This window comes from Prauserella oleivorans, from assembly GCF_042685745.1.
Lineage (GTDB): Bacteria > Actinomycetota > Actinomycetes > Mycobacteriales > Pseudonocardiaceae > Prauserella_A > Prauserella_A oleivorans.
On the sequence record NZ_JBHUNT010000001.1, the window covers coordinates 5044654 to 5066823 of the forward strand.

The window sequence follows — 22170 nt, forward strand, 5'->3', positions numbered from 1 at the left end:
CCTAGAGCCCGAAGCTTGCGGCCCAGGCGATGACGACCGCAAGCGGCGAGGTGATCATGCGGCTGATGAGTACGGCAGGCGTGCCGACGGCGACCGTCTCCGGTTTCGCCTCGCCGAGCGCGAGGCCCACCGGCACGAAGTCGCAGCCCACCTGGCCGTTGATGGCGAACAGCGTCGGCAGCGCGTACTGCACCGGCAGGGCCCCGATCGCGATCTGGCTGCCCATGAGCGTGCCGATGACCTGCGCGATCGCCGCACCCGGACCGAGCACGGGCGACAGGAACGGCAACGCCACCACGAAGCTGATCGCGATGAGACCGACCGGGTTGCTCGCGATGGGCGAGAGCACCTCGCCCATCCACTGCGCGACGCCGGTGTAGGTGACGATGCCGAGCAGCAGGCTCACGTAGGCCATGAACGGCAGGATGGTCTTCAGCGTCAGGTCGACCGTCTGCCTGCCCGCGGCCAGCATCGTGTTGACGAACGAGCCGACCGCGGAACCGAACCGGACGAACACGCCGGTGATCGAGTTGAACGCCTGCCCGACGCGACCGCCCCCCGTGACCGTTCCCGCCACGTCCACGGCGGACGGTCGCTCCTCCCGCGCGGGGACGTCCGGTGCCGGCGCCCCGGACGCCTTCGCTGCCTCCGATGTGGACGGCTCGATCTCGCCCACACCGACGGCGGAGACGAACAGCTCCTCGGTGATGAACTTCGCCAGCGGCCCGCCCGGCGCGCCCGGGTAGACGTCCACCGTGGGGATCCCCTTGCGCGGATAGACGCCGATGCGCGCCGTGCCACCGCAGTTGATGACCGCGGCCACCACCTCCTCGTCCGGCACGCTCGTGGTGAACCCGTCGACGGCCTCGCCGCCGATCAGCTCCGCGATCCTCGCCGCCACGGGATGGATGCCGCCACCGGTCACCGACAGCACCTTGGTGCGGCTGCCCTCCGTGCGCAGCGTCAGCCCGCGCCCCCAGCCGCCCGCGCCGGGCCGGACGAACACCGCCTGACCCACGTGGGTCTCCATCTCACTCATGCCCGCGCACCCGCCTTCGCAGCCTCGAATTCACGGTCGAAGTCGGCGAACACCTCGGTACGGCCGGTCCGCTTGATCATGAACGCGGTGAGCTTCTCCGTGACGATGCCGCGAATGAAGATCACCACGATGCCGACGAGGAAGTACCGCAGCGCCACCGGCACGGTCGACTCGCCCAGCTGCGTGATGCCGTTGGCGATGCCCAGCCAGACGAAGAGCTCGCCCGCGTTGGCGTAGGGGAAGAACGTGGTGACGGGGTGCACGAAGGACACCGCCGAGTCGTAGAACGCCGGCTTGTGCCGCTCGGGCAGGAACCGGCCGAACGAGTAGCACATCGGGTTGGTCAGCATCAGCACCGCGATCACCGGCATGACCGTGTACCGGGTGATCCACCAGCGGGCCGACCACTGCACCGCCCTCGTCACGCGCTGCTCCCCGATGAACGTGGTGAGCGCGTACATGAAGGTGAGCAGCACGATCAACGTCGGCAGGATGCCGGTCACCAGCCCGACGAACTGCTCGCCCGACTCCTCGAACAATCCGATGAAGTGGGTGCCCAGCCACTCGAAGACGCCCAGCACGCCACCGCTCGATTCGCCCGCGGGCTGATCCGGTTGCTGCTGCGCCATTACAGCAAGCACTTGCATTCCCTGGCCTCCTTCTCGGCCCCCCACCTGCGGCATTATGCACATTTGTGCGTACGTTCTTCACGTTTGCCAGTGACGTGTGTAACATGCGGCTCAACCGCCGACAAGACCCCGAAGCAAAGGAGCTCGCATGCCAGAGATCCGGGTGAAGATAGCGTCCTCGGTGGGCCTGCACGCCAGGCCGGCAAGTCTGTTCGTCAAGGCCGCAAGCGGCCAGCCGGGCGACGTGCGCATCGGCAGGCCCGGAACCGAACTCGTGGACGCGCGAAGCATGCTGTCCGTCCTGAGCCTCGCCATCGGGCACGGCGAGGAGGTGGTGCTGCGCGCCGAAGGCGACCAGGCCGACCAGGCACTGACCGAACTCTCCCGGTTGCTCACGTCCGATTTGGACGCGTGAGGCACATGCCCGCACCACGCGATCAGCAACTACTCGTGAAGGCGGCCCGCCTGTACTACGAGGAGGGCCGGTCGCAACACGAGATCGCCACCACGCTGCAGGTGAGCCGCTCCAGCGTCTCGCGAATGCTCACCGCGGCGCGCGAACGGGGCATCGTGCGCATTCAGATCAACGACCCGACCGGTCGCGACATGCAGCTCGAGGCCGAACTCACGGCGCGGTTCGGGTTGCGCGACTGCCGGGTGGCGGAGATCCACAGCGGCGACCGTCCACTGTCGAGGGTCGGCGACCTCGGCGCCCGCTGGTTGCTCGAGGTGACCCAGTCCGGGCAGCAGATCGGGGTGTCCTGGGGACACAGCGTGCAAGCCGTGGTGCAGGCCATTCCGGACGAGGGCGGCCTGGATGTCGAGGTCGTCCCGCTGGTGGGCGGACTGTCCGCTGTGGACACGGCCATCAGTGGCGAGGAGCTCGTCCGCGACCTCGCGGGCAGGCTCGGCGGCAGGTACCAGCGGCTGCACGCACCGGCCCTGCTGACGTCCAAGGCGGGCCGCGACGTGCTGCTCGCCGAGCCCGCCGTGCAGGCCACCCTGGACGCCGCCCGACGGGTCCAGGTGGCCCTCGTCGGCGTCGGCAGTGTCGGCCACGGGTCGTCTGCGGCGCTGGTCACCGCGATGAACCTCAGCGACCAGGAGCGGGCGGGCTTCGAGGCCGCAAGCCCCGCGGGCGACGTCTGCGCGCGGTTCTTCGACGCCGAGGGCAAGGCCGTCACCGGACCGACCGACGACCGCGTGCTCGCAGTGTCACTCGCCGACCTGGCGGCCATCCCGACCGTCGCTGGGGTGGCCGCCGGCCCCGAGAAGGCACGTGGCGTGCTCGGCGCGTTGCGGACCACCGTGCTCGACGTGCTGATCTGTGACAGCTCCCTGGCCAGGGCTCTGCTCGCCCGCGCCACCCGGTAGCTTGGGCGCGTGCGCATCGAGTTCGCGACCGTTCCCCATCCCGACGAGATCGCCCGGGCCGAGGCGTACCGGCGCCAGGCCGCGCTGCTGAAACCCGCCCGATCGCTGGGCAAGCTCGAGGACCTGGGCGCCTGGATCGCCGCGTGCCAGGGCCAGTCACCGCCCCGGCCGCTGCGCCGGATGCGGATCGTGGTGTTCGCCGCCGACCACGGCATCGCGGCCAAGGGCGTCTCGGCCAACGACCCGGAACTGACCCGCGAGCTGCTCGCCGCCGTGGAGTCGGGCGGCGCGGCTGTCAACGTCCTGGCCGCCGCGGCCGGTGCCGGGGTGCGCGTGGTGGACGTCGGCGTGGACCGGGCCGAGGCCTCGGAGTTCACGGTGCGGCGCGGGTCCGGTTCCATCGACGTCGAGGACGCCCTCACCGACGAGGAGACCGAGGCCGCGGTGCGGGCCGGCATGCGGATCGCCGACGCCGAGGTGGACGAGGGCGCGGACCTTCTCGTGCCCGCCGAGCTCGGCGTCGGCAGCACGACGCCGGCCTCCGCAGTCGTGGCCGCGCTCACCGGGGTCGAACCGGTGGCCGTGATCGGGCGCGGTTCCGGCATCGACGACAACGGCTGGATGCGCAAGGCCGCCGCCGTGCGCGACGCGCTCCGGCGGGCGCGGCCGATGGTCGGGGACCCACTCGCCCTGCTGCGCACGGCCGGGGGCGCCGACCTCGCCGCGATGGCGGGTTTCCTGGCGCAGGCGGCGATCCGGCGCACACCGGCGGTGCTCGACGGCCTGCCCGCGGCCGCGGCCGCGCTCGTGGCGGAGGAGCTGGCACCAGGCGCGCGGGCGTGGTGGCTCGCCGCTCACCGAGCCGACGAGCCGGCTCAAGTCATGGCACTCGAGCACCTGGATCTGGAGCCGGTCGTCGACCTCGGTATCCGGCTTGGCGGCGGCGCCGGCGCCGCGACCGTGCTGCCCGCGCTGGCCTCGTCGGTCCGCCTGCTCGCCGACCTGCCCACGAAGGATCCCGAGCCCGGTCTCGACGTGACCTGATCCGGGTCGTCGTCGGGGACCGGGCCGGTCGACCGGGGCGCCCTGTCTGCGTCCTGTGTCGCCGTGTCTGCCGTTGGCGTCACCGTGTCTGCGTCCTGAGTCGCCGTGTCTGCCGTTGGCGTCACGGTGTGGGCAGCCGGCGTCGTAGGCGGAGCGCCTCGTGCACGTCGACTCGGGGTTTACCCGGACTCACCGAGGGGCCCGGCTGCGCTGGTCGCCGCCGACGGCCGACACAGCGACGTGGACGGCCGACACAGCGACGTGGACGGCAAACACCACGGCCCCGCCAGGCAGACGCGCCAGACGGGGCCGGGCCGGGCCAAAACGCTCACGCCAGCTTGTGCATCCAGCCGTGCGGGTCGGGGCGGGTGCCTTCCTGGATGCCGACGAGCTCCTCGCGGAGCTTCATCGTCAGCTCGCCGGGCTCGCCGCCGCGGATGGTGTACCCGCCCTTCGCGTGCTTGACCCGGCCGACCGGCGTGATGACCGCCGCCGTGCCGCACGCGAACACCTCGGTGAGCTCGCCGGAGGCCGCCGCCTTCTCGCACTCGTCGGTGGAGATGCGCCGCTCCTCGACGCGGTACCCGTGGTCGGCCGCGAGGCGCAGCAGCGAGTCCCGCGTGATCCCGGGCAGCAGCGACCCGCTGAGCTCGGGCGTCACCACCTTCGCGTCGGCACCGGAACCGAAGACGAAGAACAGGTTCATCCCGCCCATCTCCTCGATCCACCTGCGCTCCACGGCGTCGAGCCACACCACCTGGTCACAGCCCTGCTCGACGGCCTGCGCCTGCGCGAGGAACGACGCGGCGTAGTTGCCCGCGCACTTCGCCTCGCCGGTGCCGCCCGGGGCGGCGCGCACGTACTCCGTGGACAGCCACACGCTCACCGGCTTCACGCCGCCGTCGAAGTACGCACCGGCGGGCGAGGCGATGAGCAGGTACAGGTACTCGGCGGCCGGCCGGTTCACGCCGAGACCCTCGCTCGTCGCGATCATGAACGGGCGCAGGTACAGAGCATCGCCCTGCCTGGTCGGGACCCACCGCTCGTCGACGGCGATGAGCTCCTGGATCGAGCCGATGAACAGCTCGTCCGGCAGCTCCGGCATCGCGAGCCTGCGCGCGGAGTTGCGGAACCGCGCGGCGTTGGCGTCCGGGCGGAACGCGGCGACGGTGCCGTCCGGCTGCCGGTAGGCCTTGAGTCCCTCGAAGATCGCCTGGCCGTAGTGGAGCACCGCCGTCGCGGGGTCGAAGGTCAGCGGCTCGTACGCACGCACCTCCGCGTCGTGCCAGCCACGCTCCTCGCTCCACTTGATCGTCACCATGTGATCGGTGAAGTGGATGCCGAATCCCGGCTTCGCCAGTACCTCCGCTACACGCTCCGCGGAAGCGGCGTGCGTGCTCAGAGTACGGGTGAAGGGGATCGTCGTCGTCATGCCGCCGAGCATATCTGGTTGGTCGGACGTCGGAACGTTCCCCGGCCTCTACCATGGCGGTGTGAGCATGCACCCTCAGCAGTCCGCAGTCCCCGGCAAGGTCAACAAGGTCTCCGCGGGCACGGCGTCAGACGTCAAGACGCTCGTGGCCGCAGCCCTCATGACGTTCGCGGCGGGCATGCTCGTGCTGATCGGCTACCTCATGGTCGGCGTCTTCGGCGGGATCCTCGCCATCATCGGCGCGGTGCTCGCCATCGGCTGGTGGTCGGGCATCCACGGCAAGGTCTTCCCACGCGACCTTCCCGGCAAGTCGCTGGCCGGGCTCACCGCCGTGGCCGGCGTGCTGTTCCTGCTGGCCTACGCCATGAGCTGACCGGCCCTACAGGTCGCACACCAGCTCCGCGGGCAGCTCGGGAACAGGCCACGCCGGGTCGGGGCGGAACGTCGTCCACGTGCCGTCGAACGGGAACGCTCCCCGCTCGGCCAGCGCCGCGCAGCGCAGCCCCTCCGCACGGAGCCGGTCGAGCTGCTCGCCCGTGAGCCTCCCCGCGCGCACCGCGGCCTGCGCCTCGTCCTCGTCCTTCCACTCCCACCGGCCGTCCGGCCGGACGAGGAGATCCAGCACCCCGTCGATCCGTTCCGGACCGAACCGGTTCCGGCCACACGGGATCTCGAGGTTGACGTACCAGCCGGTGAAGGCTCCGCCCGCGGCGAAGAACCACCACACCGACGACCACGCCGACTCGCCGATCAGCCGCAGGGTGGAGCTCGTGTGCCAGGCGTCGCGCACGCGGACGCGCGGCACCGTGAACCGCTCCTCGAGCGGCGCGTCCCGCATCCGCCTGCCGTCGGCGAGCCTGCTGCCGACGATCGGCGTCCCGGCGGGAAGCCAGCCGAGCATGCGCTCGCCGTCGTCGGAGAGCACGCGCAGCGGGTGCTGCTGCCCGACGCTGGTGTCCGGCCGGACGAACGTCAGCACCGCCGTCTCCCCCGGCGCCCAGATCCGGCCGCTCACAGCCCCGTCACCAGACCGCCGAACAACGCCACGGCCAGCACCGCGGTGGCGACGTCGCGCGGCCGCCTCGATCCTCTGACGAACACCCCCGCGACGATCTCGCCGAGCGCGAGGGCCGCCGCGACGAGCAGTGCCCCCAGTGGGCTCAACACCGCGGCGAGCAGCGCGGCCACCACCGCCGGCACGACCGCGCGGGCCACCCGCGCCCGGGAGGCCAGACCCGCCCGCGCGCCACTGAACGCCACGAGGGCCGCGGGCACGGTCGCCAGCACGACGACGGCGCCGAGCGCCGGTTCGACGGCACGGGCGTCGGCGGCGGCGAACACATCACGCAGCGAGGTCGGCGACAACCCCAGGCGGAGCGCGCCCAGCTGGTACAGCGCCGCGCCGGTGACCGCCAGGGCGAGCGCGGCGCCCGCGGCCAGCCGCCGTCCCGACAGGCCGGCGAACCACGGCACGAACACGGCGGCGGCGAGCAGCACCCCGGGCACCGGGGGTGCCGCCACGGGATCGTGCTCCACCGCGGGCGCGATCCCGAGACACAGCGCCACGAACGCGATCGCCGCGGCGGTGAGCAGGCCGCCGACCCATCGGCGCCAGTACGCGTCCAGCCGCACCCCGGCGATGTCGGCGAGCGCGACCACCACGACGACCACCACGGCCACGGCGGCCCGGTGCCCCGGCGCGAGGTAGGCCGCGCACGTCGTCGCGGCGACCACCACGGCGGCCAGACGCACCGCCGCGCTCAGCCCGCCGAGCAGCCGCGCCCGCCTGCCGCCCAGCTCCGGGGCCGCCGGACCGGTGCCGTCCGGATCCGCGGCCGGGCGGGCAAGGAAGGCGATCACCGCCGCGAGCACGATCCCGGCGGGCGCCCACCAGCCCGCCGCCGAGGCGGCCACGGCGAGCGCGCCGAGGACACCCACAGCCACCAGCACGCTCCGTACCTACCTCTCACCGGTCCCGACGACGTCAATAGCATGGCCGAGGAGATCCAAGCACTCGAACGAGGAGCCCGACGTGACCGTGCCGAAGCTTGCCCTGACCGAGTTGTCCGAGGCCTCGCTGGGGAAGACCCGGGCGGAGGCCGTCGTGATCGGCACCCTCAAGGGTCCGGACGGGCTGGAACTCGCGCCCGGCGCGGACATCGTGGACGCCGCCCTCGGCGGCACCCTCACCGACGTCCTCGCCACGCTGGGTGCCACGGGCGCGGCCGAGGAGGTCGTGAAGCTGCCGACGCTCGGCAAGCTGCCTGCCGGCGTGGTGCTGGCCGTCGGGCTCGGCACGCCCGACCCGACGCCGGAGCAGGTGCGCCGCGCCGCGGGCGCGGCCGGGCGCGCCCTCGCCGGCACCAAGCGGGCGCTCACCACACTGTCGGTTGTGGACCTGCAGGCCGCCGTCGAGGGCACCGTCCTCGGCGCGTACGCCTTCACCGAGTACAAGTCGGATCCGGGTGAGAAGCCGGTGTCCACCGTGGACGTCGCGAGCCCCGCCGACGGCACGACCCGGGAACACCGCGCCAAGCTCAAGGCGTCCACCGCGATCGCCGAGGCGGTGTGCACCGCCCGCGACCTCATCAACACCCCGCCGAACGACCTCTTCCCCGCCTCGTTCGCCGACCGCGCGAGCAAGCTGGCCGCGGACGCCGGGCTCGAGATCGAGGTGCTCGACGAGAAGGCCCTCAAGCGGCAGGGCTACGGCGGCATCCTCGGCGTCGGCGGCGGCTCCTCCCGCCCGCCGCGGCTCGTGCGCGTCGCCTACCGCGGCGCCAAGGCGAAGCAGAAGGTCGCGCTCGTCGGCAAAGGCATCACGTTCGACACGGGCGGCATCTCGCTCAAGCCCGCCGCCAACATGGACCACATGACCTCGGACATGTCCGGGGCCGCGGCCGTGCTGGCGTCGGTGGTGCTGGCGGCCAAGCTCAAGTACCCGCTGGAGGTCACCGCCTACATCCCGCTCGCGGAGAACATGCCGTCGGGCACGTCGTACCGGCCGGGGGACGTGCTGACCATGTACGGCGGCAAGACCGTCGAGGTGCTCAACACCGACGCCGAGGGCAGGCTGGTGCTCGCCGACGCCATCGTGCGCGCGGCCGAGGACGACCCCGACTACCTCATCGAGACGTCCACGCTCACCGGCGCGCAGATGGTGGCGCTGGGCAACCGGACCCCGGGCATCATGGGCTCCGACGAGTTCCGGGACCGGGTCGCGGCGATCGCGCAGGCCACGGGCGAGAACGGCTGGCCGATGCCGCTGCCGGAGGAGCTGCGCTCCGATCTTGACTCCAAGCTCGCCGACCTCGCCAACGTCACCGGCTCGCGCTGGGGCGGCATGCTCGCCGCGGGCATCTTCCTGCGCGAGTTCGTGGCCGACGGCCTGCCGTGGGCGCACATCGACATCGCGGGCCCGGCGTACAACACCGGCGGAGCGTGGGGCTACACGCCCAAGGGCGGCACCGGCGTGCCGGTCCGGACCATCGCCGCGGTGCTCGCCGACATCGCCGACAACGGGTGACCCGCGCCGCCGGCGGCTACCCGGAGGGCGCCGTGCGGGCGGTGCTGACGGCCACCGACGAGGGTGTCGACGCGACCGTGGCGCACGAGGCGCTGTTGCTGGCGTGCGCGGGAGCGACTCGTGAGTCCGATCGGCTGGTGCGGCACTGGCGGTCGGCCACCGGCCGCCCGGCGACCCGGCTCGCCTCCGACGCGGTGACCGCGCGGGCGTGGGCGATGCTGTTCGCCGCCCGCGACGAGCGCCCGGACTGGGCCGGGGAACTGCCACCCCTCGATCTCGACGCGGAGGCCGAAGCGCATCGCGAGGTGCTCGCCAAACGCACACCGGGACCCCGAGCGCAGACGCTGCGCGAGCACGCCGCGGCGGCCGAGCAGGCGGCCGCGGCAGGCGACACCGGGGCCGCGCTGGCCGCCCTCGCCCGGTGGGCCGAGGTGGCGCGGGAGCTGCCACGACCGGACGTCGCCACGCTCGCCGCGTGCCGGCACGTGGCACCGCTGCTGGTGCGCGGCGCGCTCGCCGTCGACCCCGACTGGGCGTGGAACTACGCCGGTGCCCTGATCGCCGCGCTCACCACGCGGTATCGGTCCGAACGCGACCGGCGCGACTGGCGTGACCTGATCGCGGAGATCATGCGGCTGCGAGGCGAGCCGGGTGTGGTGCCACCACCCGCGTCACCCGCCGCGATCGCCGATGCCGAGCGCAGGCTCGGCGTGCGCCTGCCCGCCGAGTACCGCCAATTCCTGCTGACCTGCGACGGCCTGCGCGCCGACGTGGTGTTCCCCCGGCTGCTCGGGGTGTCCGAACTCGCCGGCACCGGGTCCGCCGTCACGATCAGCGACCCACCCGTGATCGTGCTGCGGCCCGGCACCGGCGAGGTCGCCGAGTGGGACGAACTCTTCGGCACCACCGTGCACTCCGGAATCCGCGCCCTGCTGGAGGAACACCTCCGCCTGCTGGAGGCCAGCGCGGAGCCGTAAACCCGGCTACGCCTGCTGGACCCCGGGCCTGCCGTTCTCGACGACGAACCCGGCCAGCGTGTGCACCGGCGCGTCCGGGCGCGTGATGTAGGGCAGCACGCGGTAGTCGGCGCGGTAGGTGTCGCGGTCCACCGCGCATCGGACGTAGCCGCGGCGCTGGTTGTAGAACTTCATGTGCGGGTTGGAGCTCAGCCATTCCCGGCCACGCGTGTCCAGATCGGCGCCGTCGCCGCCCGAGCTGATCGACGTCCCCAGGAACTCGGCGCCCACGGTCCGCGAGCCGGGATCGGCGAAGTTCTGCTTGAGATCGGCGACCATACTGCAGTGGGCGTCGCCGGTGATGACCACCATGTTCTCGACCCCGCGCTCGACGACACCGTCGAACAACCGCTGCCGCGCGGGCTCGTAGCCGTTCCAGTTGTCCATCGGCAGTTCCAGGCCGGGGCCGGGGTCACGGTCGGCACGGGCCAGCACGGTCTGCTGGGCGAGGATGTTCCAGCGTGCGGTCGAGGCGCCCAGGCCGTCGAGCAACCAGCGTTCCTGCTCGGCGCCGAGCATGCTCCGCTCCGGGTCACGGGCCTCGGGCGAGTCCTGTTGCACCTGGTCACTGCGGTACTGCCGGCCGTCGAGCACGTTGAACTCGGCGAGCCGGCCGTAGCGCAGCCGCCGGTACAGGCGCAGGTCCGGGCCGTTCGGCACGGACGTGCGGCGCAGCGGCAGGTGCTCGTAGTAGGCCTGGTACGCCGCGGCGCGGCGAGCGAGGAACGTCTCGGGCGAGACGTCGAGGTGCTCGGAGATCTCGTCGGCGTAGTTGTTGTCCACCTCGTGGTCGTCCCAGGTCACGATCCACGGGAAGCTCGCGTGGGCCCGCTGGAGGTCGGCGTCGGTCTTGTACTGGGCGTGCCGGACGCGGTAGTCGGCCAGCGAGAAGATCTCGGTGGTCGGCAGGTGTCCCCGGCCGAGGCTGCCCTGACCGGGGCCCTCGTAGATGTAGTCGCCGAGGTGGAATACGGCGTGCAGGTCCTCCTCGGCGAGGTGCCGGTAGGCGGTGTAGTACCCGGCCGGGTAGTTCTGGCACGACACGAACGCGAACGCCAGCTCGCGCATGTCCGCACCCGCCTCGGGCGCGGTGCGGGTGCGCCCGGTCGCGCTGATCTTGTTGCCGACGCGGAACCGGTAGAAGTACTCGCGGTCGGGCCGCAGCGTGTCGACCTCGGCGTGCACGGAGTAGCCGAGCTCGGGGGTGGCCCGTTCGACGCCGTGCGCGACGCGCTTGGCGAACCGCTCGTCCTCGGCGACCTCCCACTGCACCGGCACGACCCCGCGGCCCGCCATGCCGCCGGAGCCGTCGGCGGCCAGCGGGTCGGGAGCGACGCGGGTCCACAGCACGACCCCGCTGGGCAGCGGGTCGCCCGATGCCACGCCGAGGGAGAAGGGATCGCCGGCGAACCGGGACCGCGCCGCCGGCGTCGCCGACGACGCGGTGGAGAAGCCGCTCATCGCGAGTGCCGCTCCGGCGCCTGCCGCGCCGGCCAGCCCGAGGAATCTGCGCCGATCGAATTTGTTCATCGTTGACCTCCGCCTGTCCGGGAACCAGGCGTAGAGGCCATCAGTCCGGGTTGAGCACCAGGTGGCCGATTGCCGTCGGCCATGTGGAAGGCGGTGGGCTTGCGGCTGAACTCAGGAATCGCGTTCGGTTTGGCGCCGCCGCTCGAGGATCTTCTGCCGCTCCGTGTACTCGCGCATCCGCCTCGGGTAGCCGGTCTTCGCGACCTCGTACACGGGGATCGCTCGCTTGCGGCCGAAGTCCTGCGCGGCCGCGAGGCTGCCGATGCGCCGCCGGGTCCACTCGCCGTCGTGTGCGACGAGCACCACTGTGGTGTCGGTGACAGTCGTCCGTGGTTCCACGAAGGCCTCGACGCCCCGCCGGGCCGCCGCCCACTGTTCCAGATGCTCGGTGTCGGCCCGGGTGGCGCTGCGGAGGGTGCCCGGCTTGCCCCGGCGTCCGCGCCTCCTGCGCAGCGAGTCGAACAGCCCCACGTCGACCACCTCTCCTCTCCGGTGCTCCACGATCATTATCCCGCGCGTACCCCGCCCGCCGGCCGCACGGGAGCACTAGGTCGCAAGCTTGTCAGGCGAGGTGACAAGATGAGGTGTGATGAGCGCACCCGGCGCCCGTGTACACCTACGACACTGCCTGCCGAGGGAGTTTGAGAAGTGAGCGACGCTGAAGCCGACCTGGTGATCCTGGGTGGCGGTTCCGGTGGCTACGCCGCGGCGTTCCGAGCCGCCGAGCTGGGCCTGTCCGTCACCTTGATCGAGAAGGACAAACTGGGCGGCACCTGCTTGCATCGAGGGTGCATCCCGACCAAGGCGCTGCTGCATGCCGCCGAGGTCGCCGACTCGGCCCGCGACGGCGAGCAGTTCGGCGTCAAGACGGCCCTCGAGGGCGTCGACATGGCCGGAGTCCACAAGTACAAGGACTCGGTCATCACGCGCCTCTACAAGGGACTGCAGGGACTCGCCAAGGCCCACAAGATCAACTACGTCGAGGGTACCGGCACGTTCGCGGGCGGTACCTCGGTGGACGTCGACGGCACCCGCTACACCGGCAAGAACGTCATCCTGGCCACCGGCTCCTACTCCAAGTCGCTGCCCGGCCTCGAACTCGGCGGCCGCATCATCGCCAGCGAGGACGCGCTCAAGCTGGACTACGTGCCCAAGAAGGCCGTGGTGCTCGGCGGCGGCGTCATCGGTGTCGAGTTCGCGAGTGTCTGGGCCTCGTTCGGGGTGGACGTCACCATCGTCGAGGCGCTCCCCCGGCTCGTGCCCAATGAGGACGAGTTCGCGTCGAAGCAGCTCGAGCGGGCCTTCCGCCGCCGCAAGATCGGCTTCAAGACCGGCGTGAAGTTCACCGGCGCCAAGCAGGACGACAACGGCGTGAGCGTGTCGCTGGAATCCGGCGAGACGCTGGAGGCGGACGTGCTGCTGGTCGCCGTCGGCCGCGGCCCCAACACCGCGGGCCACGGCTACGACGAGGCCGGCGTGCGCATGGAGCGCGGGTTCGTCCTCACCGACGAGCGGCTGCGCACCAACCTGCCGAACGTCTACGCCGTCGGCGACATCGTCCCCGGCCTGCAGCTGGCGCACCGCGGCTTCCAGCAGGGCGTGTTCGTCGCGGAGGAGATCGCCGGGCTGAACCCGAAGCCGATCGACGAGGCGGGCATCCCGCGCGTCACCTACTCCCACCCGGAGGTCGCGTCGGTCGGGCTGACCGAGTCGGCCGCCAGGGAGAAGTACGGCTCGGACATCACGACCTTCACCTACGACCTGGCGGGCAACGGCAAGAGCCAGATTCTCAAGACCTCCGGCGCGGTCAAGCTGGTCAAGGCGCCGGACGGGCCGGTCGTCGGCCTGCACCTCGTGGGCGACCGGGTCGGCGAGCTGATCGGCGAGGCCCAGCTGATCTACAACTGGGAGGCCTTCCCGGAGGACGTCGCGCCGCTGATCCACGCGCACCCGACCCAGACCGAGGCCCTCGGCGAGGCGCACCTCGCGCTGGCGGGCAAGCCGTTGCACGTCCACGGCTGACGGCACCGCATCCAGACCACACCAGAACAACTCAAGGGAGTCAGCGAACGATGGCGTACTCCGTCACATTGCCGGAGCTCGGGGAAAGTGTCACGGAGGGCACCGTCACCCGGTGGTTGAAGCAGGAGGGTGACACGGTCGAGGTCGACGAGCCGCTACTGGAGATCTCCACGGACAAGGTCGACACCGAGGTGCCCTCGCCCGTGGCGGGCACAGTGCAGAAGATCGTCGCCCAGGAGGACGAGACGGTCGAGGTCGGCGCCGAGCTGGCCGTGATCGACGACGGCTCCGGTGGTGCGGCGGCCCCCGCCGCGGCGCCCGCGCAACCCGCCGCCGAACCCGCCCAGGCCGAGCCGGAGCCCGCACAGCAGGAGGCGGCCCCGGCCGCCCGGCAGGAGGCGGCGCCCGCGGCCCAGCCCGCCCCATCCGGTGGCCAGGCCTCCGGTACCCCGGTGACCCTGCCCGAGCTCGGGGAGAGCGTCACCGAGGGCACCGTGACCCGGTGGCTCAAGCAGGTCGGCGACACGGTCGAGGTCGACGAGCCGCTGCTCGAGATCTCCACGGACAAGGTCGACACCGAGGTGCCCTCGCCGGTCGCCGGCACGCTGCTGGAGATCTCCGTCGGCGAGGACGAGACCGTCGAGGTCGGCGCCCAGCTCGCGGTCATCGGTTCCGCCGACGCCGCGCCTGCCGCTCCGGCCCAGCCGAAGCAGCCCGAGCCCGAGCCGGCCCCGGAGCCCAAGCAGGAGGCCGCTCCCGCGCCGGAGGCGAAGCCCGAGCCGAAGCCGGAACCCACGCCCGAGCCGAAGCCCGCGCCCGCTCCGGCGCCCCAGCAGGAGAGCCGCCCGGCACCTGCCCAGGCCGCGCCCGCCGCTCCGGCAGCGGGTCGTGACGGCGCCGGCGCGCCGTACGTCACGCCACTGGTGCGCAAGCTCGCGGCCGAGCACGACATCGACCTCGCCGGCCTGACCGGCACGGGGGTCGGCGGGCGCATCCGCAAGCAGGACGTGCTCGCCGCCGTCGAGGCCAAGCAGAAGCAGGCCCCGGCACCGGAGCAGCCTGCCGCGGCCGCTCCCTCCGCCCCGGCGTCCCGCCCGGCCCCGGTGTCCGACGCCGAGAAGGCGGCGCTGCGCGGCACCGTGCAGAAGGCCAGCCGGATCCGGCAGATCACGGCGACCAAGACCAAGGAGTCGCTGCAGGTCTCGGCCCAGCTGACGCAGGTGCACGAGGTCGACGTCACCAAGATCGCCAAGCTGCGCCAGCGCGCGAAGGCCGCGTTCCGCGAGCGGGAGGGTGTGAACCTCACCTTCCTGCCGTTCTTCGCCAAGGCGACCGTCGAGGCGCTCAAGCAGCACCCGAACGTCAACGCCTCCTACAACGAGGAGACGAAGGAGATCACCTACCACGGTGCGATCAACCTCGGGATCGCCGTGGACACCGAGCGCGGCCTGCTCTCGGTGGTGATTCACGACGCGGGTGAGCTGAGCCTGGCCGGTCTCGCGCACCGCATCGCCGACCTGGCGGAGCGTGCCCGCAGCAACAAGGTGACGCCGGACGAGCTCACCGGCGGCACGTTCACCATCACCAACATCGGCAGCAACGGCGCCCTGTTCGACACGCCGATCATCGTGCAGCCGCAGTCGGGCATGCTCGGCACGGGCGCGGTCGTCAAGCGCCCGGTGGTGGTGACCGACGCCGACGGCAACGACACCATCGCCATCCGGTCGATGGCGTACCTGCCGCTCACCTACGACCACCGCCTGATCGACGGAGCCGACGCCGGCCGGTTCCTCACGACGATCAAGCAGCGGCTCGAGGAAGGCAACTTCGAGGACGAGCTCGGCCTGTAGGAATGCGAGAACGGTGAAGGGGCGTCCGCACTGAGTGGGCGCCCCTTCGCCGTGTCTCTCTAAGGTGGACGGTATGCGAGTTCTCGTCGCCGGTTCGAGCGGTCTCATCGGCAGCGCCCTCGTACCCCGGCTGCGCACGGCCGGGCACGACGTCGTCAGGCTGGTCCGGCGGCCGGTGCGCGCCGCGGACGAGCGCTCGTGGGATCCCCCGGCGGACCGGATCGACGAGGGCGCGTTCGACGGTGTGGACGCCGTGGTGAACCTGTGTGGCGTCCCACTGGGCGCAGGCCGGTGGAGCGGGGAACGCAAGCAGCTGATCGCCGACAGCCGCATCGAGTCCACCGAGGTGCTCGCGGAGGCCGTCGCCGGGCACGGCGTTTCCGTGCTCGTGAACGCCTCCGGGATCCACTACTACGGCGACGCCCGGGAGCGTGAGGTCGACGAGTCGGCGCCCGCGGGCAGCGGATTCCTCGCCGAGCTGTGCACCTCGTGGGAAGCGGCCTGCGCACCCGCCGCACGCGCCGGCGCACGGGTCGTCCTGCTGCGGACGGCGCCCGTGCTGTCCCGTCAGGGCGGCCTGCTCGCGCCACTCAAGCCGCTGTTCCGGCTGGGGCTCGGCGGCAGGCTCGGCGACGGCAGGCAGTACCTGCCGTGGATCAGTCTCGATGACCACGTCGATGCCGTCCGGTTCGTGCTCGAGAACCCGGACGTCTCCGGTCCGGTGAACCTGGTCGCGCCCCAGCCGGTGACCAACGCCGACTTCACCCGCGCCCTGGGGCGTGCCCTGCGCCGGCCCGCACCGTGGTGGGTTCCGCGACCGGCTCTGCGGGCGGTCCTGGGCGAGGCCGCCGACGAGATGATCCTGACCGGGCCGAGGGCGGTGCCCCGCCGCCTGCTCGACGCCGGGTTCACCTTCCGCCACACCGACCTGGACGACGCGCTCGCGGCGGTGGTGTGAGCACGTGCGCCCGGGCGTGATCGTGGGTGTGCTGTCCCTGGTAGCCTTCGCGGCACTGGGCGTGGTGGTGCGGGACGACCCGAGCGGTCTCGACACGTGGCTGGGCACCGCCCTGCACGGCGACTGGCGCGGGCCGGCGGGCGGGGTCGCGGAGGTGGTCAGCGCGATCCTGGGGCCTGTGATCCCGGTGCTGTTCGCGCTGGGCCTGGTGGTGGCCGCCGTCGCCGCGTGGCGGCGCGGCGACCGGCAGCGGGCCACGCTGATGCTGCGGGTGCTGGTGCTGCTGGGGTTGTGCCGGGCGACGAGCTGGCTGGCCAAGCCGCTGTTCGAACGGGAACGGCCCCGTGTGTACCCCGACTTCGCCTACCCGAGCGGGCACGTGGTGTCGGTGGCGAGCGCCGGGTTCGCGGCCGTGGTGCTGTGCGCGTGGCTGGCGCCGCACCTGGTGCGCACCATGACGTGGATCGTGGCGGCCGCGACGGTGGTGTGTGCCGCGAGCCGTGTGGTGCTGGACGTGCACTGGCTCACCGATACGGTCGGCGCGGTGCTGGCGGTGACCGGTGTGGGGTTGCTCGCCGGTGCGGCACTACGGCTGTTGCCCGCGCAACGGCCGGGCGTAGCCTCGTCGACGTGACAGCGAAAGCGCCCAGATCCTGCCGCGCCACCACCGAACCCGTCGACGTCCGCGAGATCGGCACGATCGACTACCTCGAGGCGTGGGACCTGCAACGTGAGTACGTCAACCGGCGTGCGGACGGCCTCGGTCCCGACACGATGCTGCTGCTGGAGCACCCGTCGGTGTACACGGCCGGCAAGCGCACGCAACCCGAGGACCGCCCCGCCGACGGCACTCCGGTGATCGACGTCGACCGGGGCGGGCGGATCACCTGGCACGGGCCGGGCCAGCTCGTCGGCTACCCGATCGTGAAGCTCGCCGACCCGATCGACGTCGTGCACTACGTGCGCCGCCTGGAGGAGGCGCTCATCCGCGTGTGCGAGCAGCTCGGCGTGCACACCGGGCGCGTCGAGGGACGCAGTGGCGTGTGGGTGCCCGCGGACGACCGGCGGCCCGAACGCAAGATCGCCGCGATCGGCATCCGCGTGCAGCGCGGGGTGACCATGCACGGCTTCGAGCTCAACTGCAACGCCGATCTCCGCGCGTTCGACAAGATCGTGCCGTGCGGCATCAGCGACGCCGGCGTCACCTCGTTGTCAGCCGAGCTTGGCCGTGACGTGACCGTCGCCGAGGCCCTGCCGCTCGCGCGCGACGCCGTGGTGGCCGCGCTGGAGGGCGAGCTGCCGGTGAGCGAGGACCGCTGGCTGCGTCGCGAGCAGCCCAGCGCTCCCGGCGTGACCTTCGCCCTCCAGAACTGACCCGGCGCTAGTCGAGCTGGCGCGTCACCTCGGAGGCGATGAGCTCCAGGTGGTCGAGGTCGGAGAGGTCCAGCACCTGCAGGTAGAGCCGCGTGATGCCGGTCTTCTCGCGCCAGCGCCCGATGGTGTCGACCACTTCGGCGGGCGTGCCGGCCAGCCCGTTCTGCCGCAGCTCCGGGACCTCGCGGCCGATCGCGTCGGCGCGCCGGGCGACCTCGGCCTCGTCCCGGCCGACCGCCACGACGAGCGCGGCGGAGCGCAGGATCGACTTGGGGTCCCGGCCCGCGGCCTGGGCCGCGGCGTCCACGCGTTCGAACTGCGCCAGCGCGGTGTCGGCGTCGTTGAACGGGATGTTGAACTCGTCGGCGTGGCGGGCGGCGAGCTGCGGCGTGCGCTTCTTACCGGTGCCGCCGAGGATCACCGGCGGCCGCGGCCGCTGCGCGGGCTTCGGCAGGGCCGGCGAGTCGGTGAGGGTGTAGTGCTCACCGGAGTAGGAAAGGTGTCGCCCTCCGGCGTCTCCCACAGGCCGGTGATGATGGCGAGCTGCTCGCTGTAGCGGTCGAACAGCGTCTTCACGGGCGGCAGGTCGATCCCGTACGCCGTGTGCTCGTCCTTGTACCAGCCCGACCCGAAGCCGAACTCGATCCGGCCGCCCGACATGCGGTCGACCTGCGCGACGGAGATCGCCAGCACCGACGGGTGGCGGAACGTCGCGGCGGTGACCAGTGTGCCGAGCCGGATGCGGTTGGTCTCCCGCGCCAGGCCGGCCAGGGTGACCCACGCGTCGGTGGGTCCCGGCAGCCCGGAGACCGAGCCCATCTTGAGGTAGTGATCGGACCGGAAGAACGCGTCGAAGCCGGCGTCTTCGGTGGCCTTGGCGACTCGGAGCAGGTCCTCGTAGTCGGCGCCCTGCTGGGGTTCGGTGAAGATCCTCAGTTCCACGGTTTCGAGCCTAGCTGCGACGCACAGCGTCTCCGTTGGGCGGTGGTGGCAGACGGGCGGGCGTACCGGCTAGTGCGAACCGACCCGCCGGACCTGGTGCAGCAGCCGGACGATGACGTCCTCGATCTGCGCGCCGACCTGCTGCGGGTCGGGCGAGCTCGCGATCTCCGTCGCGGCGCTGACGAGCGCGCCGAACAGCAGTCGCGAGGTGATCTCGACCGGGACCTCGAGGATCTCGCCGGCGTCGATCAGGTCACGCAGCGCCTGCCGGATCAGGCCGAAGCTGTACCGGTCCTCCGCCTCGCGCCACCGCTGCCACCCCATGACGACGGGTGCCTCGTGGATGGCGAGGCGCTGGTAGGCGGGGTCCAGGCAGCTGGTGATGAACTCCCGCAGGCCGGCCAGCGCGCGATCCCAGGGCGTCTCCGGTCCGCCGAGTATCTTCTCCAGGCGTCCTTTGACCTCGGCCTCGACCGCGTCGAACGCCGCCTCGAAGATGGCCTGCTTGCCACTGAAGTGGTGGTACAGAGCGCCCTTCGTGACCCGGGCCCGCTTGGCGATCTCGTCCAGCGACGTACCGGCGTAGCCGCGTTCCGTGAACAGCCGGACAGCGCTGCTGACCAGGGCCGACCGCGTCGATTCCGAATAGTCCTCACGCCTGGACCGCATTGTCACCACGCTCACAACTCTACGCCCGCGTAGGACCTCCATACCGGTGGTATGTTGTGCGTGTCAGGTCCGTACCGCGAGTATGCCGCAAACCGACGGTATGAGCCGCGTCACGGAAGGGGATCAGGCCATGAGCTGGAACGACTACTACCGCCGGCGCGACGTCATCGACACCGCGCTGCGGCAGGCACGGCATGATCCGCAGGCAGCGCTGCGGTTCGCGGAGATCGAGGGCGCCGAGGAACTGTTCGGCAGCGAGGAGAACCTCCTGCTGGCCATGCACTACCGCTGGCTGCAGGCACTGACCGGCAGGCTGCGGGCCGAGGTCGCGGGTCCCGAGGACGCGGCCGGGGTGCCCGGTGGCGGCGAGGACGACCACCTCGAGGCCGTGTCGCGCGCCTGGCGCGCCACCGTGCGCGACAACGCCACGCTGCGCGCCGTGCTCGACGCCCACATCGACCGCCACCCTGCACTGCGCCGTGCCCACGAGGCCGAGCTGCGCATGCTCGCCACCACGGCCGGCCTCGCCGAGCCGGGTGAACCGCAGGACGAGGTGACCGCGGTCGGCAACGCGTTCCTGTCGCTGCTGCGTGCCCGCTCGGCGCACCTCACCGCACCGCGCCGGACCAACCCGGTGGGCCAGTTGCTGCGCAAGCTCGCGCCCGCGAGCTGACCCTGTTGGCAGGGTGCCAGCACGTGTAGTTAGCTGTCGCCATGGCTAGCCAACCCGGGACGTGGACCGAGGCGGACATCCCCGACCAGACCGGCCGCACGGTGCTGGTCACCGGCGCCAACTCCGGACTGGGCCTGCGGACCGCGCAGGTGCTGGCGGAGAAGGGCGCCACGGTGCTGCTGGCGTGCCGGTCGGCCGAGCGCGGAGTACGGGCACTCGACACCGTCGCCGAACGGGCACGCGCCCGGCCGGTGCTCATCTCCCTCGATCTCGCCGACCTCGCCTCGGTCCGCGACGCCGCCGCGACCGTGCGTGAACAGACCGGCGACACCCTCGACGTCCTCGTCAACAACGCCGGTGTCATGGCGCCGCCCAAGGGCGTCACGAAAGACGGCTTCGAAACCCAGTTCGGCACCAACTACCTCGGCCCCGCGGCGCTGACGTGGCTGCTCATGCCGGCACTGCGCCGCGGCCGGGATCCGCGCGTGGTCACCGTCTCCAGTGCCGCCGCCACCGGCAGCAGCCTCGACCTCGACGACCCGAACTTCGAGCGCAGGCGCTACAACCCGGCCACCGCGTACCGGCAGTCGAAGCTCGCCGACCAGGTGTTCGCGGCCGAGCTCGACCGTCGCCTGCGGGCCGCGCACGACCCCGTGCTCAGCATCGCCGCCCACCCCGGGTACAGCCGCAGCGAACTCGGCTCGACGATGGCCAGGTCCCGCAGCCACGTCGTGCTCCGTACCGTGGTCGACACCACCATCCGGCTGGGCGAGCTGCTCATCGCGCAGAACGTCCACATGGGCGCGCTCCCCCAGCTGTATGCCGCGACCGCCCCCGGCATCCGGGGCGGCGAGTACGTGGGTCCGCGAGGTCCGTTCGGGTTGCGCGGGCACCCCGCCGTGGGCAAGCCGCTGCCGCCCGCCCGCGACCGCGAGCTGGGTGCCCGGCTGTGGGACCTCACCGCCAAGTTGACCGGGATCACCCCCGATCCCGCGTAACGACACCGCCGATCGTCAGGGCGTACATTGGGGCCCGTGACTGTTGTGCCGGAAGGTCGGAAGCTGCTGCGGCTCGAGGTTCGCAACAGCCAGACGCCGATCGAGAAGAAGCCGCCGTGGATCAAGACCCGCGCGCGCATGGGCCCCGAATTCACCGAACTCAAGGGGCTCGTCCGCCGTGAGGGTCTGCACACCGTGTGCGAAGAGGCGGGCTGTCCCAACATCTACGAATGCTGGGAGGACCGCGAGGCCACCTTCCTCATCGGCGGCGACCAGTGCACGCGGCGCTGCGACTTCTGCCAGATCGACACCGGCAAGCCCGCGGAGCTCGATCGGGACGAGCCGCGCCGGGTCGCCGAGAGCGTGCAGGCGATGGGTCTGCGCTACTCGACGGTGACGGGTGTGGCCCGCGACGACCTGCCCGACGGCGGTGCGTGGCTGTACGCCGAGACCGTCCGGCAGATCCACGCGCTCAACCCCGGCACCGGTGTCGAGCTGCTCATCCCGGACTTCAACGCCGACCCCGACCAGCTGGCCGAGGTGTTCGGCTCGCAGCCCGAGGTGCTCGCGCACAACGTCGAGACGGTGCCGCGCATCTTCAAGCGCATCCGGCCCGGCTTCCGCTACGCCCGCTCGCTCGAGGTGATCACCCGGGCGCGGGAGGCCGGCCTGGTCACCAAGTCGAACCTCATCCTCGGCATGGGCGAGACCCCCGAGGAGGTGGAGCCGGCGATGCGGGACCTCGTCGACGCGGGCTGCGAGATCCTCACCATCACGCAGTACCTGCGGCCCTCCCCGCGGCACCACCCGGTGGACCGGTGGGTCAAGCCGGAGGAGTTCGTCGAGCACACCAAGGCCGCCGAGGCGCTCGGGTTCGCCGGTGTCATGGCCGGCCCGCTGGTCCGGTCGTCGTACCGGGCGGGCAAGCTCTACGCGCAGACCAAGGCGCACCGTGGCGAGCCGCTGCCGGAGAACCTGAGCCACCTCGCCGCTGCCGCACCCGCCGCGCAGGAGGCCAGCAGCGTACTGGCGCGCCAGTCGTCGTAGGGCTGTCGTAGGGCTGAGGAATCCGGGGAATCCCTGAGCACAGGCGA

The 22170-nt window shown here is 72.0% G+C and carries 22 protein-coding genes and 1 pseudogene; 14 read left to right on the top strand and 9 right to left on the bottom strand.

The window, feature by feature from the left end; genetic code table 11:
• Position 1: 1 nt before the first annotated feature.
• Both srlE and srlA read right to left on the bottom strand, forming a co-directional pair.
• Positions 2 to 1039, bottom strand: coding sequence for a PTS glucitol/sorbitol transporter subunit IIB (gene srlE, locus ACFSZT_RS24830; protein ID WP_377385077.1), 1038 nt, complete (start codon positions 1037 to 1039; stop codon positions 2 to 4).
• Entirely contained in the window at positions 1036 to 1686 is a 651-nt protein-coding gene (srlA, locus tag ACFSZT_RS24835; RefSeq protein WP_377385075.1) for a PTS glucitol/sorbitol transporter subunit IIC, read from the bottom strand. The genes srlE and srlA overlap by 4 nt, the downstream gene beginning before the upstream one ends.
• Positions 1687 to 1816: 130 nt before the next feature.
• Here srlA and ACFSZT_RS24840 point away from each other — a divergent pair, with 130 nt between their 5' ends.
• Genes ACFSZT_RS24840 through cobT form a run of 3 tightly spaced genes read left to right on the top strand, consistent with a single transcriptional unit; the run spans position 1817 to position 4086 of the window.
• Entirely contained in the window at positions 1817 to 2083 is a 267-nt protein-coding gene (locus ACFSZT_RS24840; protein ID WP_377385074.1) for an HPr family phosphocarrier protein, read from the top strand.
• A gap of 5 nt (positions 2084 to 2088) precedes the next feature.
• Complete coding sequence (locus tag ACFSZT_RS24845) at positions 2089 to 3042, top strand: sugar-binding transcriptional regulator (protein ID WP_377385072.1); 954 nt, start codon at positions 2089 to 2091, stop codon at positions 3040 to 3042.
• 9 nt (positions 3043 to 3051) lie between these two features.
• On the top strand, positions 3052 to 4086 hold the full coding sequence (gene cobT, locus ACFSZT_RS24850; RefSeq protein WP_377385070.1) for a nicotinate-nucleotide--dimethylbenzimidazole phosphoribosyltransferase: 1035 nt from the start codon (positions 3052 to 3054) through the stop codon (positions 4084 to 4086).
• 328 nt (positions 4087 to 4414) lie between these two features.
• Here cobT and ACFSZT_RS24855 read toward each other — a convergent pair whose 3' ends face one another.
• A complete protein-coding gene (locus ACFSZT_RS24855; RefSeq protein WP_377385069.1) occupies positions 4415 to 5518 on the bottom strand; it encodes a branched-chain amino acid aminotransferase in 1104 nt (367 codons plus the stop codon).
• Between the two features lie 67 nt (positions 5519 to 5585).
• Between ACFSZT_RS24855 and ACFSZT_RS24860 the strand changes: the two genes are divergently transcribed.
• Positions 5586 to 5891 carry a hypothetical protein gene (locus ACFSZT_RS24860; RefSeq protein ID WP_377385264.1) on the top strand — a complete coding sequence of 102 codons (306 nt, stop codon included), beginning with the start codon at positions 5586 to 5588 and terminating at the stop codon, positions 5889 to 5891.
• A gap of 6 nt (positions 5892 to 5897) precedes the next feature.
• Here ACFSZT_RS24860 and ACFSZT_RS24865 read toward each other — a convergent pair whose 3' ends face one another.
• Both ACFSZT_RS24865 and ACFSZT_RS24870 read right to left on the bottom strand, forming a co-directional pair.
• Positions 5898 to 6533: a DUF402 domain-containing protein gene (locus tag ACFSZT_RS24865; RefSeq protein WP_377385067.1), complete on the bottom strand. Its 636-nt coding sequence runs from the start codon at positions 6531 to 6533 to the stop codon at positions 5898 to 5900.
• Entirely contained in the window at positions 6530 to 7462 is a 933-nt protein-coding gene (locus ACFSZT_RS24870; protein ID WP_377385065.1) for a hypothetical protein, read from the bottom strand. Before ACFSZT_RS24870 ends, ACFSZT_RS24865 begins: the two co-directional genes overlap by 4 nt.
• Positions 7463 to 7550: 88 nt before the next feature.
• On the opposite strand from ACFSZT_RS24870, the gene ACFSZT_RS24875 reads away from it, so the two are divergent.
• Entirely contained in the window at positions 7551 to 9044 is a 1494-nt protein-coding gene (locus ACFSZT_RS24875; protein ID WP_377385063.1) for a leucyl aminopeptidase, read from the top strand.
• Positions 9041 to 10021 (top strand): SMI1/KNR4 family protein, encoded by a 981-nt coding sequence (locus tag ACFSZT_RS24880; protein ID WP_377385061.1) that lies wholly within the window; start codon positions 9041 to 9043, stop codon positions 10019 to 10021. Before ACFSZT_RS24875 ends, ACFSZT_RS24880 begins: the two co-directional genes overlap by 4 nt.
• A gap of 6 nt (positions 10022 to 10027) precedes the next feature.
• Here ACFSZT_RS24880 and ACFSZT_RS24885 read toward each other — a convergent pair whose 3' ends face one another.
• Together ACFSZT_RS24885 and ACFSZT_RS24890 are read right to left on the bottom strand one after the other, a co-directional pair.
• Entirely contained in the window at positions 10028 to 11590 is a 1563-nt protein-coding gene (locus ACFSZT_RS24885; RefSeq protein WP_377385059.1) for an alkaline phosphatase D family protein, read from the bottom strand.
• A gap of 111 nt (positions 11591 to 11701) precedes the next feature.
• Complete coding sequence (locus ACFSZT_RS24890) at positions 11702 to 12061, bottom strand: oxidoreductase (RefSeq protein ID WP_377385057.1); 360 nt, start codon at positions 12059 to 12061, stop codon at positions 11702 to 11704.
• A 177-nt stretch (positions 12062 to 12238) separates the two neighbouring features.
• Between ACFSZT_RS24890 and lpdA the strand changes: the two genes are divergently transcribed.
• The 5 genes from lpdA (at position 12239) to lipB (ending at position 17794) form a co-directional block, all read left to right on the top strand.
• Positions 12239 to 13612, top strand: coding sequence for a dihydrolipoyl dehydrogenase (gene lpdA, locus ACFSZT_RS24895; protein ID WP_377385055.1), 1374 nt, complete (start codon positions 12239 to 12241; stop codon positions 13610 to 13612).
• A gap of 50 nt (positions 13613 to 13662) precedes the next feature.
• Positions 13663 to 15462, top strand: a complete 1800-nt coding sequence (sucB, locus tag ACFSZT_RS24900; protein ID WP_377385053.1) for a 2-oxoglutarate dehydrogenase, E2 component, dihydrolipoamide succinyltransferase — start codon at positions 13663 to 13665, stop codon at positions 15460 to 15462.
• Between the two features lie 73 nt (positions 15463 to 15535).
• Positions 15536 to 16420: a TIGR01777 family oxidoreductase gene (locus tag ACFSZT_RS24905; protein ID WP_377385051.1), complete on the top strand. Its 885-nt coding sequence runs from the start codon at positions 15536 to 15538 to the stop codon at positions 16418 to 16420.
• A 4-nt stretch (positions 16421 to 16424) separates the two neighbouring features.
• Positions 16425 to 17054, top strand: a complete 630-nt coding sequence (locus tag ACFSZT_RS24910; RefSeq protein WP_377385049.1) for a phosphatase PAP2 family protein — start codon at positions 16425 to 16427, stop codon at positions 17052 to 17054.
• Positions 17051 to 17794, top strand: a complete 744-nt coding sequence (lipB, locus tag ACFSZT_RS24915; protein ID WP_377385047.1) for a lipoyl(octanoyl) transferase LipB — start codon at positions 17051 to 17053, stop codon at positions 17792 to 17794. The genes ACFSZT_RS24910 and lipB overlap by 4 nt, the downstream gene beginning before the upstream one ends.
• A 7-nt stretch (positions 17795 to 17801) precedes the next feature.
• Here the strand turns inward: lipB and ACFSZT_RS24920 are convergent.
• Positions 17802 to 18736, bottom strand: a pseudogene (locus ACFSZT_RS24920) (LLM class F420-dependent oxidoreductase).
• A 69-nt stretch (positions 18737 to 18805) separates the two neighbouring features.
• Complete coding sequence (locus ACFSZT_RS24925; RefSeq protein ID WP_377385045.1) at positions 18806 to 19405, bottom strand: TetR/AcrR family transcriptional regulator; 600 nt, start codon at positions 19403 to 19405, stop codon at positions 18806 to 18808.
• 130 nt (positions 19406 to 19535) lie between these two features.
• Here ACFSZT_RS24925 and ACFSZT_RS24930 point away from each other — a divergent pair, with 130 nt between their 5' ends.
• The 3 genes from ACFSZT_RS24930 to lipA are packed head-to-tail and all read left to right on the top strand — an operon-like array spanning position 19536 to position 22123.
• A complete protein-coding gene (locus ACFSZT_RS24930; protein WP_377385043.1) occupies positions 19536 to 20078 on the top strand; it encodes a hypothetical protein in 543 nt (180 codons plus the stop codon).
• A gap of 41 nt (positions 20079 to 20119) precedes the next feature.
• On the top strand, positions 20120 to 21076 hold the full coding sequence (locus tag ACFSZT_RS24935) for an oxidoreductase (RefSeq protein WP_377385041.1): 957 nt from the start codon (positions 20120 to 20122) through the stop codon (positions 21074 to 21076).
• Between the two features lie 36 nt (positions 21077 to 21112).
• Positions 21113 to 22123 carry a lipoyl synthase gene (gene lipA, locus ACFSZT_RS24940; protein WP_377385039.1) on the top strand — a complete coding sequence of 337 codons (1011 nt, stop codon included), beginning with the start codon at positions 21113 to 21115 and terminating at the stop codon, positions 22121 to 22123.
• The last annotated feature ends 47 nt before the right edge of the window (positions 22124 to 22170 follow it).

Bases quoted from the DNA above. Each gene is read 5' to 3' on its own strand.
- sucB (WP_377385053.1), top strand. From the start codon at position 13,663: ATGGCGTACTCCGTCACATTGCCGGAGCTCGGGGAAAGTGTCACGGAG.
- ACFSZT_RS24885 (WP_377385059.1), bottom strand. From the start codon at position 11,590: ATGAACAAATTCGATCGGCGCAGATTCCTCGGGCTGGCCGGCGCGGCA.
- srlE (WP_377385077.1), bottom strand. From the start codon at position 1,039: ATGAGTGAGATGGAGACCCACGTGGGTCAGGCGGTGTTCGTCCGGCCC.
- ACFSZT_RS24860 (WP_377385264.1), top strand. From the start codon at position 5,586: ATGCACCCTCAGCAGTCCGCAGTCCCCGGCAAGGTCAACAAGGTCTCC.
- ACFSZT_RS24930 (WP_377385043.1), top strand. From the start codon at position 19,536: ATGAGCTGGAACGACTACTACCGCCGGCGCGACGTCATCGACACCGCG.
- ACFSZT_RS24845 (WP_377385072.1), top strand. From the start codon at position 2,089: ATGCCCGCACCACGCGATCAGCAACTACTCGTGAAGGCGGCCCGCCTG.
- ACFSZT_RS24925 (WP_377385045.1), bottom strand. From the start codon at position 19,405: ATGCGGTCCAGGCGTGAGGACTATTCGGAATCGACGCGGTCGGCCCTG.
- ACFSZT_RS24855 (WP_377385069.1), bottom strand. From the start codon at position 5,518: ATGACGACGACGATCCCCTTCACCCGTACTCTGAGCACGCACGCCGCT.
- srlA (WP_377385075.1), bottom strand. From the start codon at position 1,686: ATGCAAGTGCTTGCTGTAATGGCGCAGCAGCAACCGGATCAGCCCGCG.
- ACFSZT_RS24905 (WP_377385051.1), top strand. From the start codon at position 15,536: ATGCGAGTTCTCGTCGCCGGTTCGAGCGGTCTCATCGGCAGCGCCCTC.
- ACFSZT_RS24840 (WP_377385074.1), top strand. From the start codon at position 1,817: ATGCCAGAGATCCGGGTGAAGATAGCGTCCTCGGTGGGCCTGCACGCC.
- ACFSZT_RS24935 (WP_377385041.1), top strand. From the start codon at position 20,120: ATGGCTAGCCAACCCGGGACGTGGACCGAGGCGGACATCCCCGACCAG.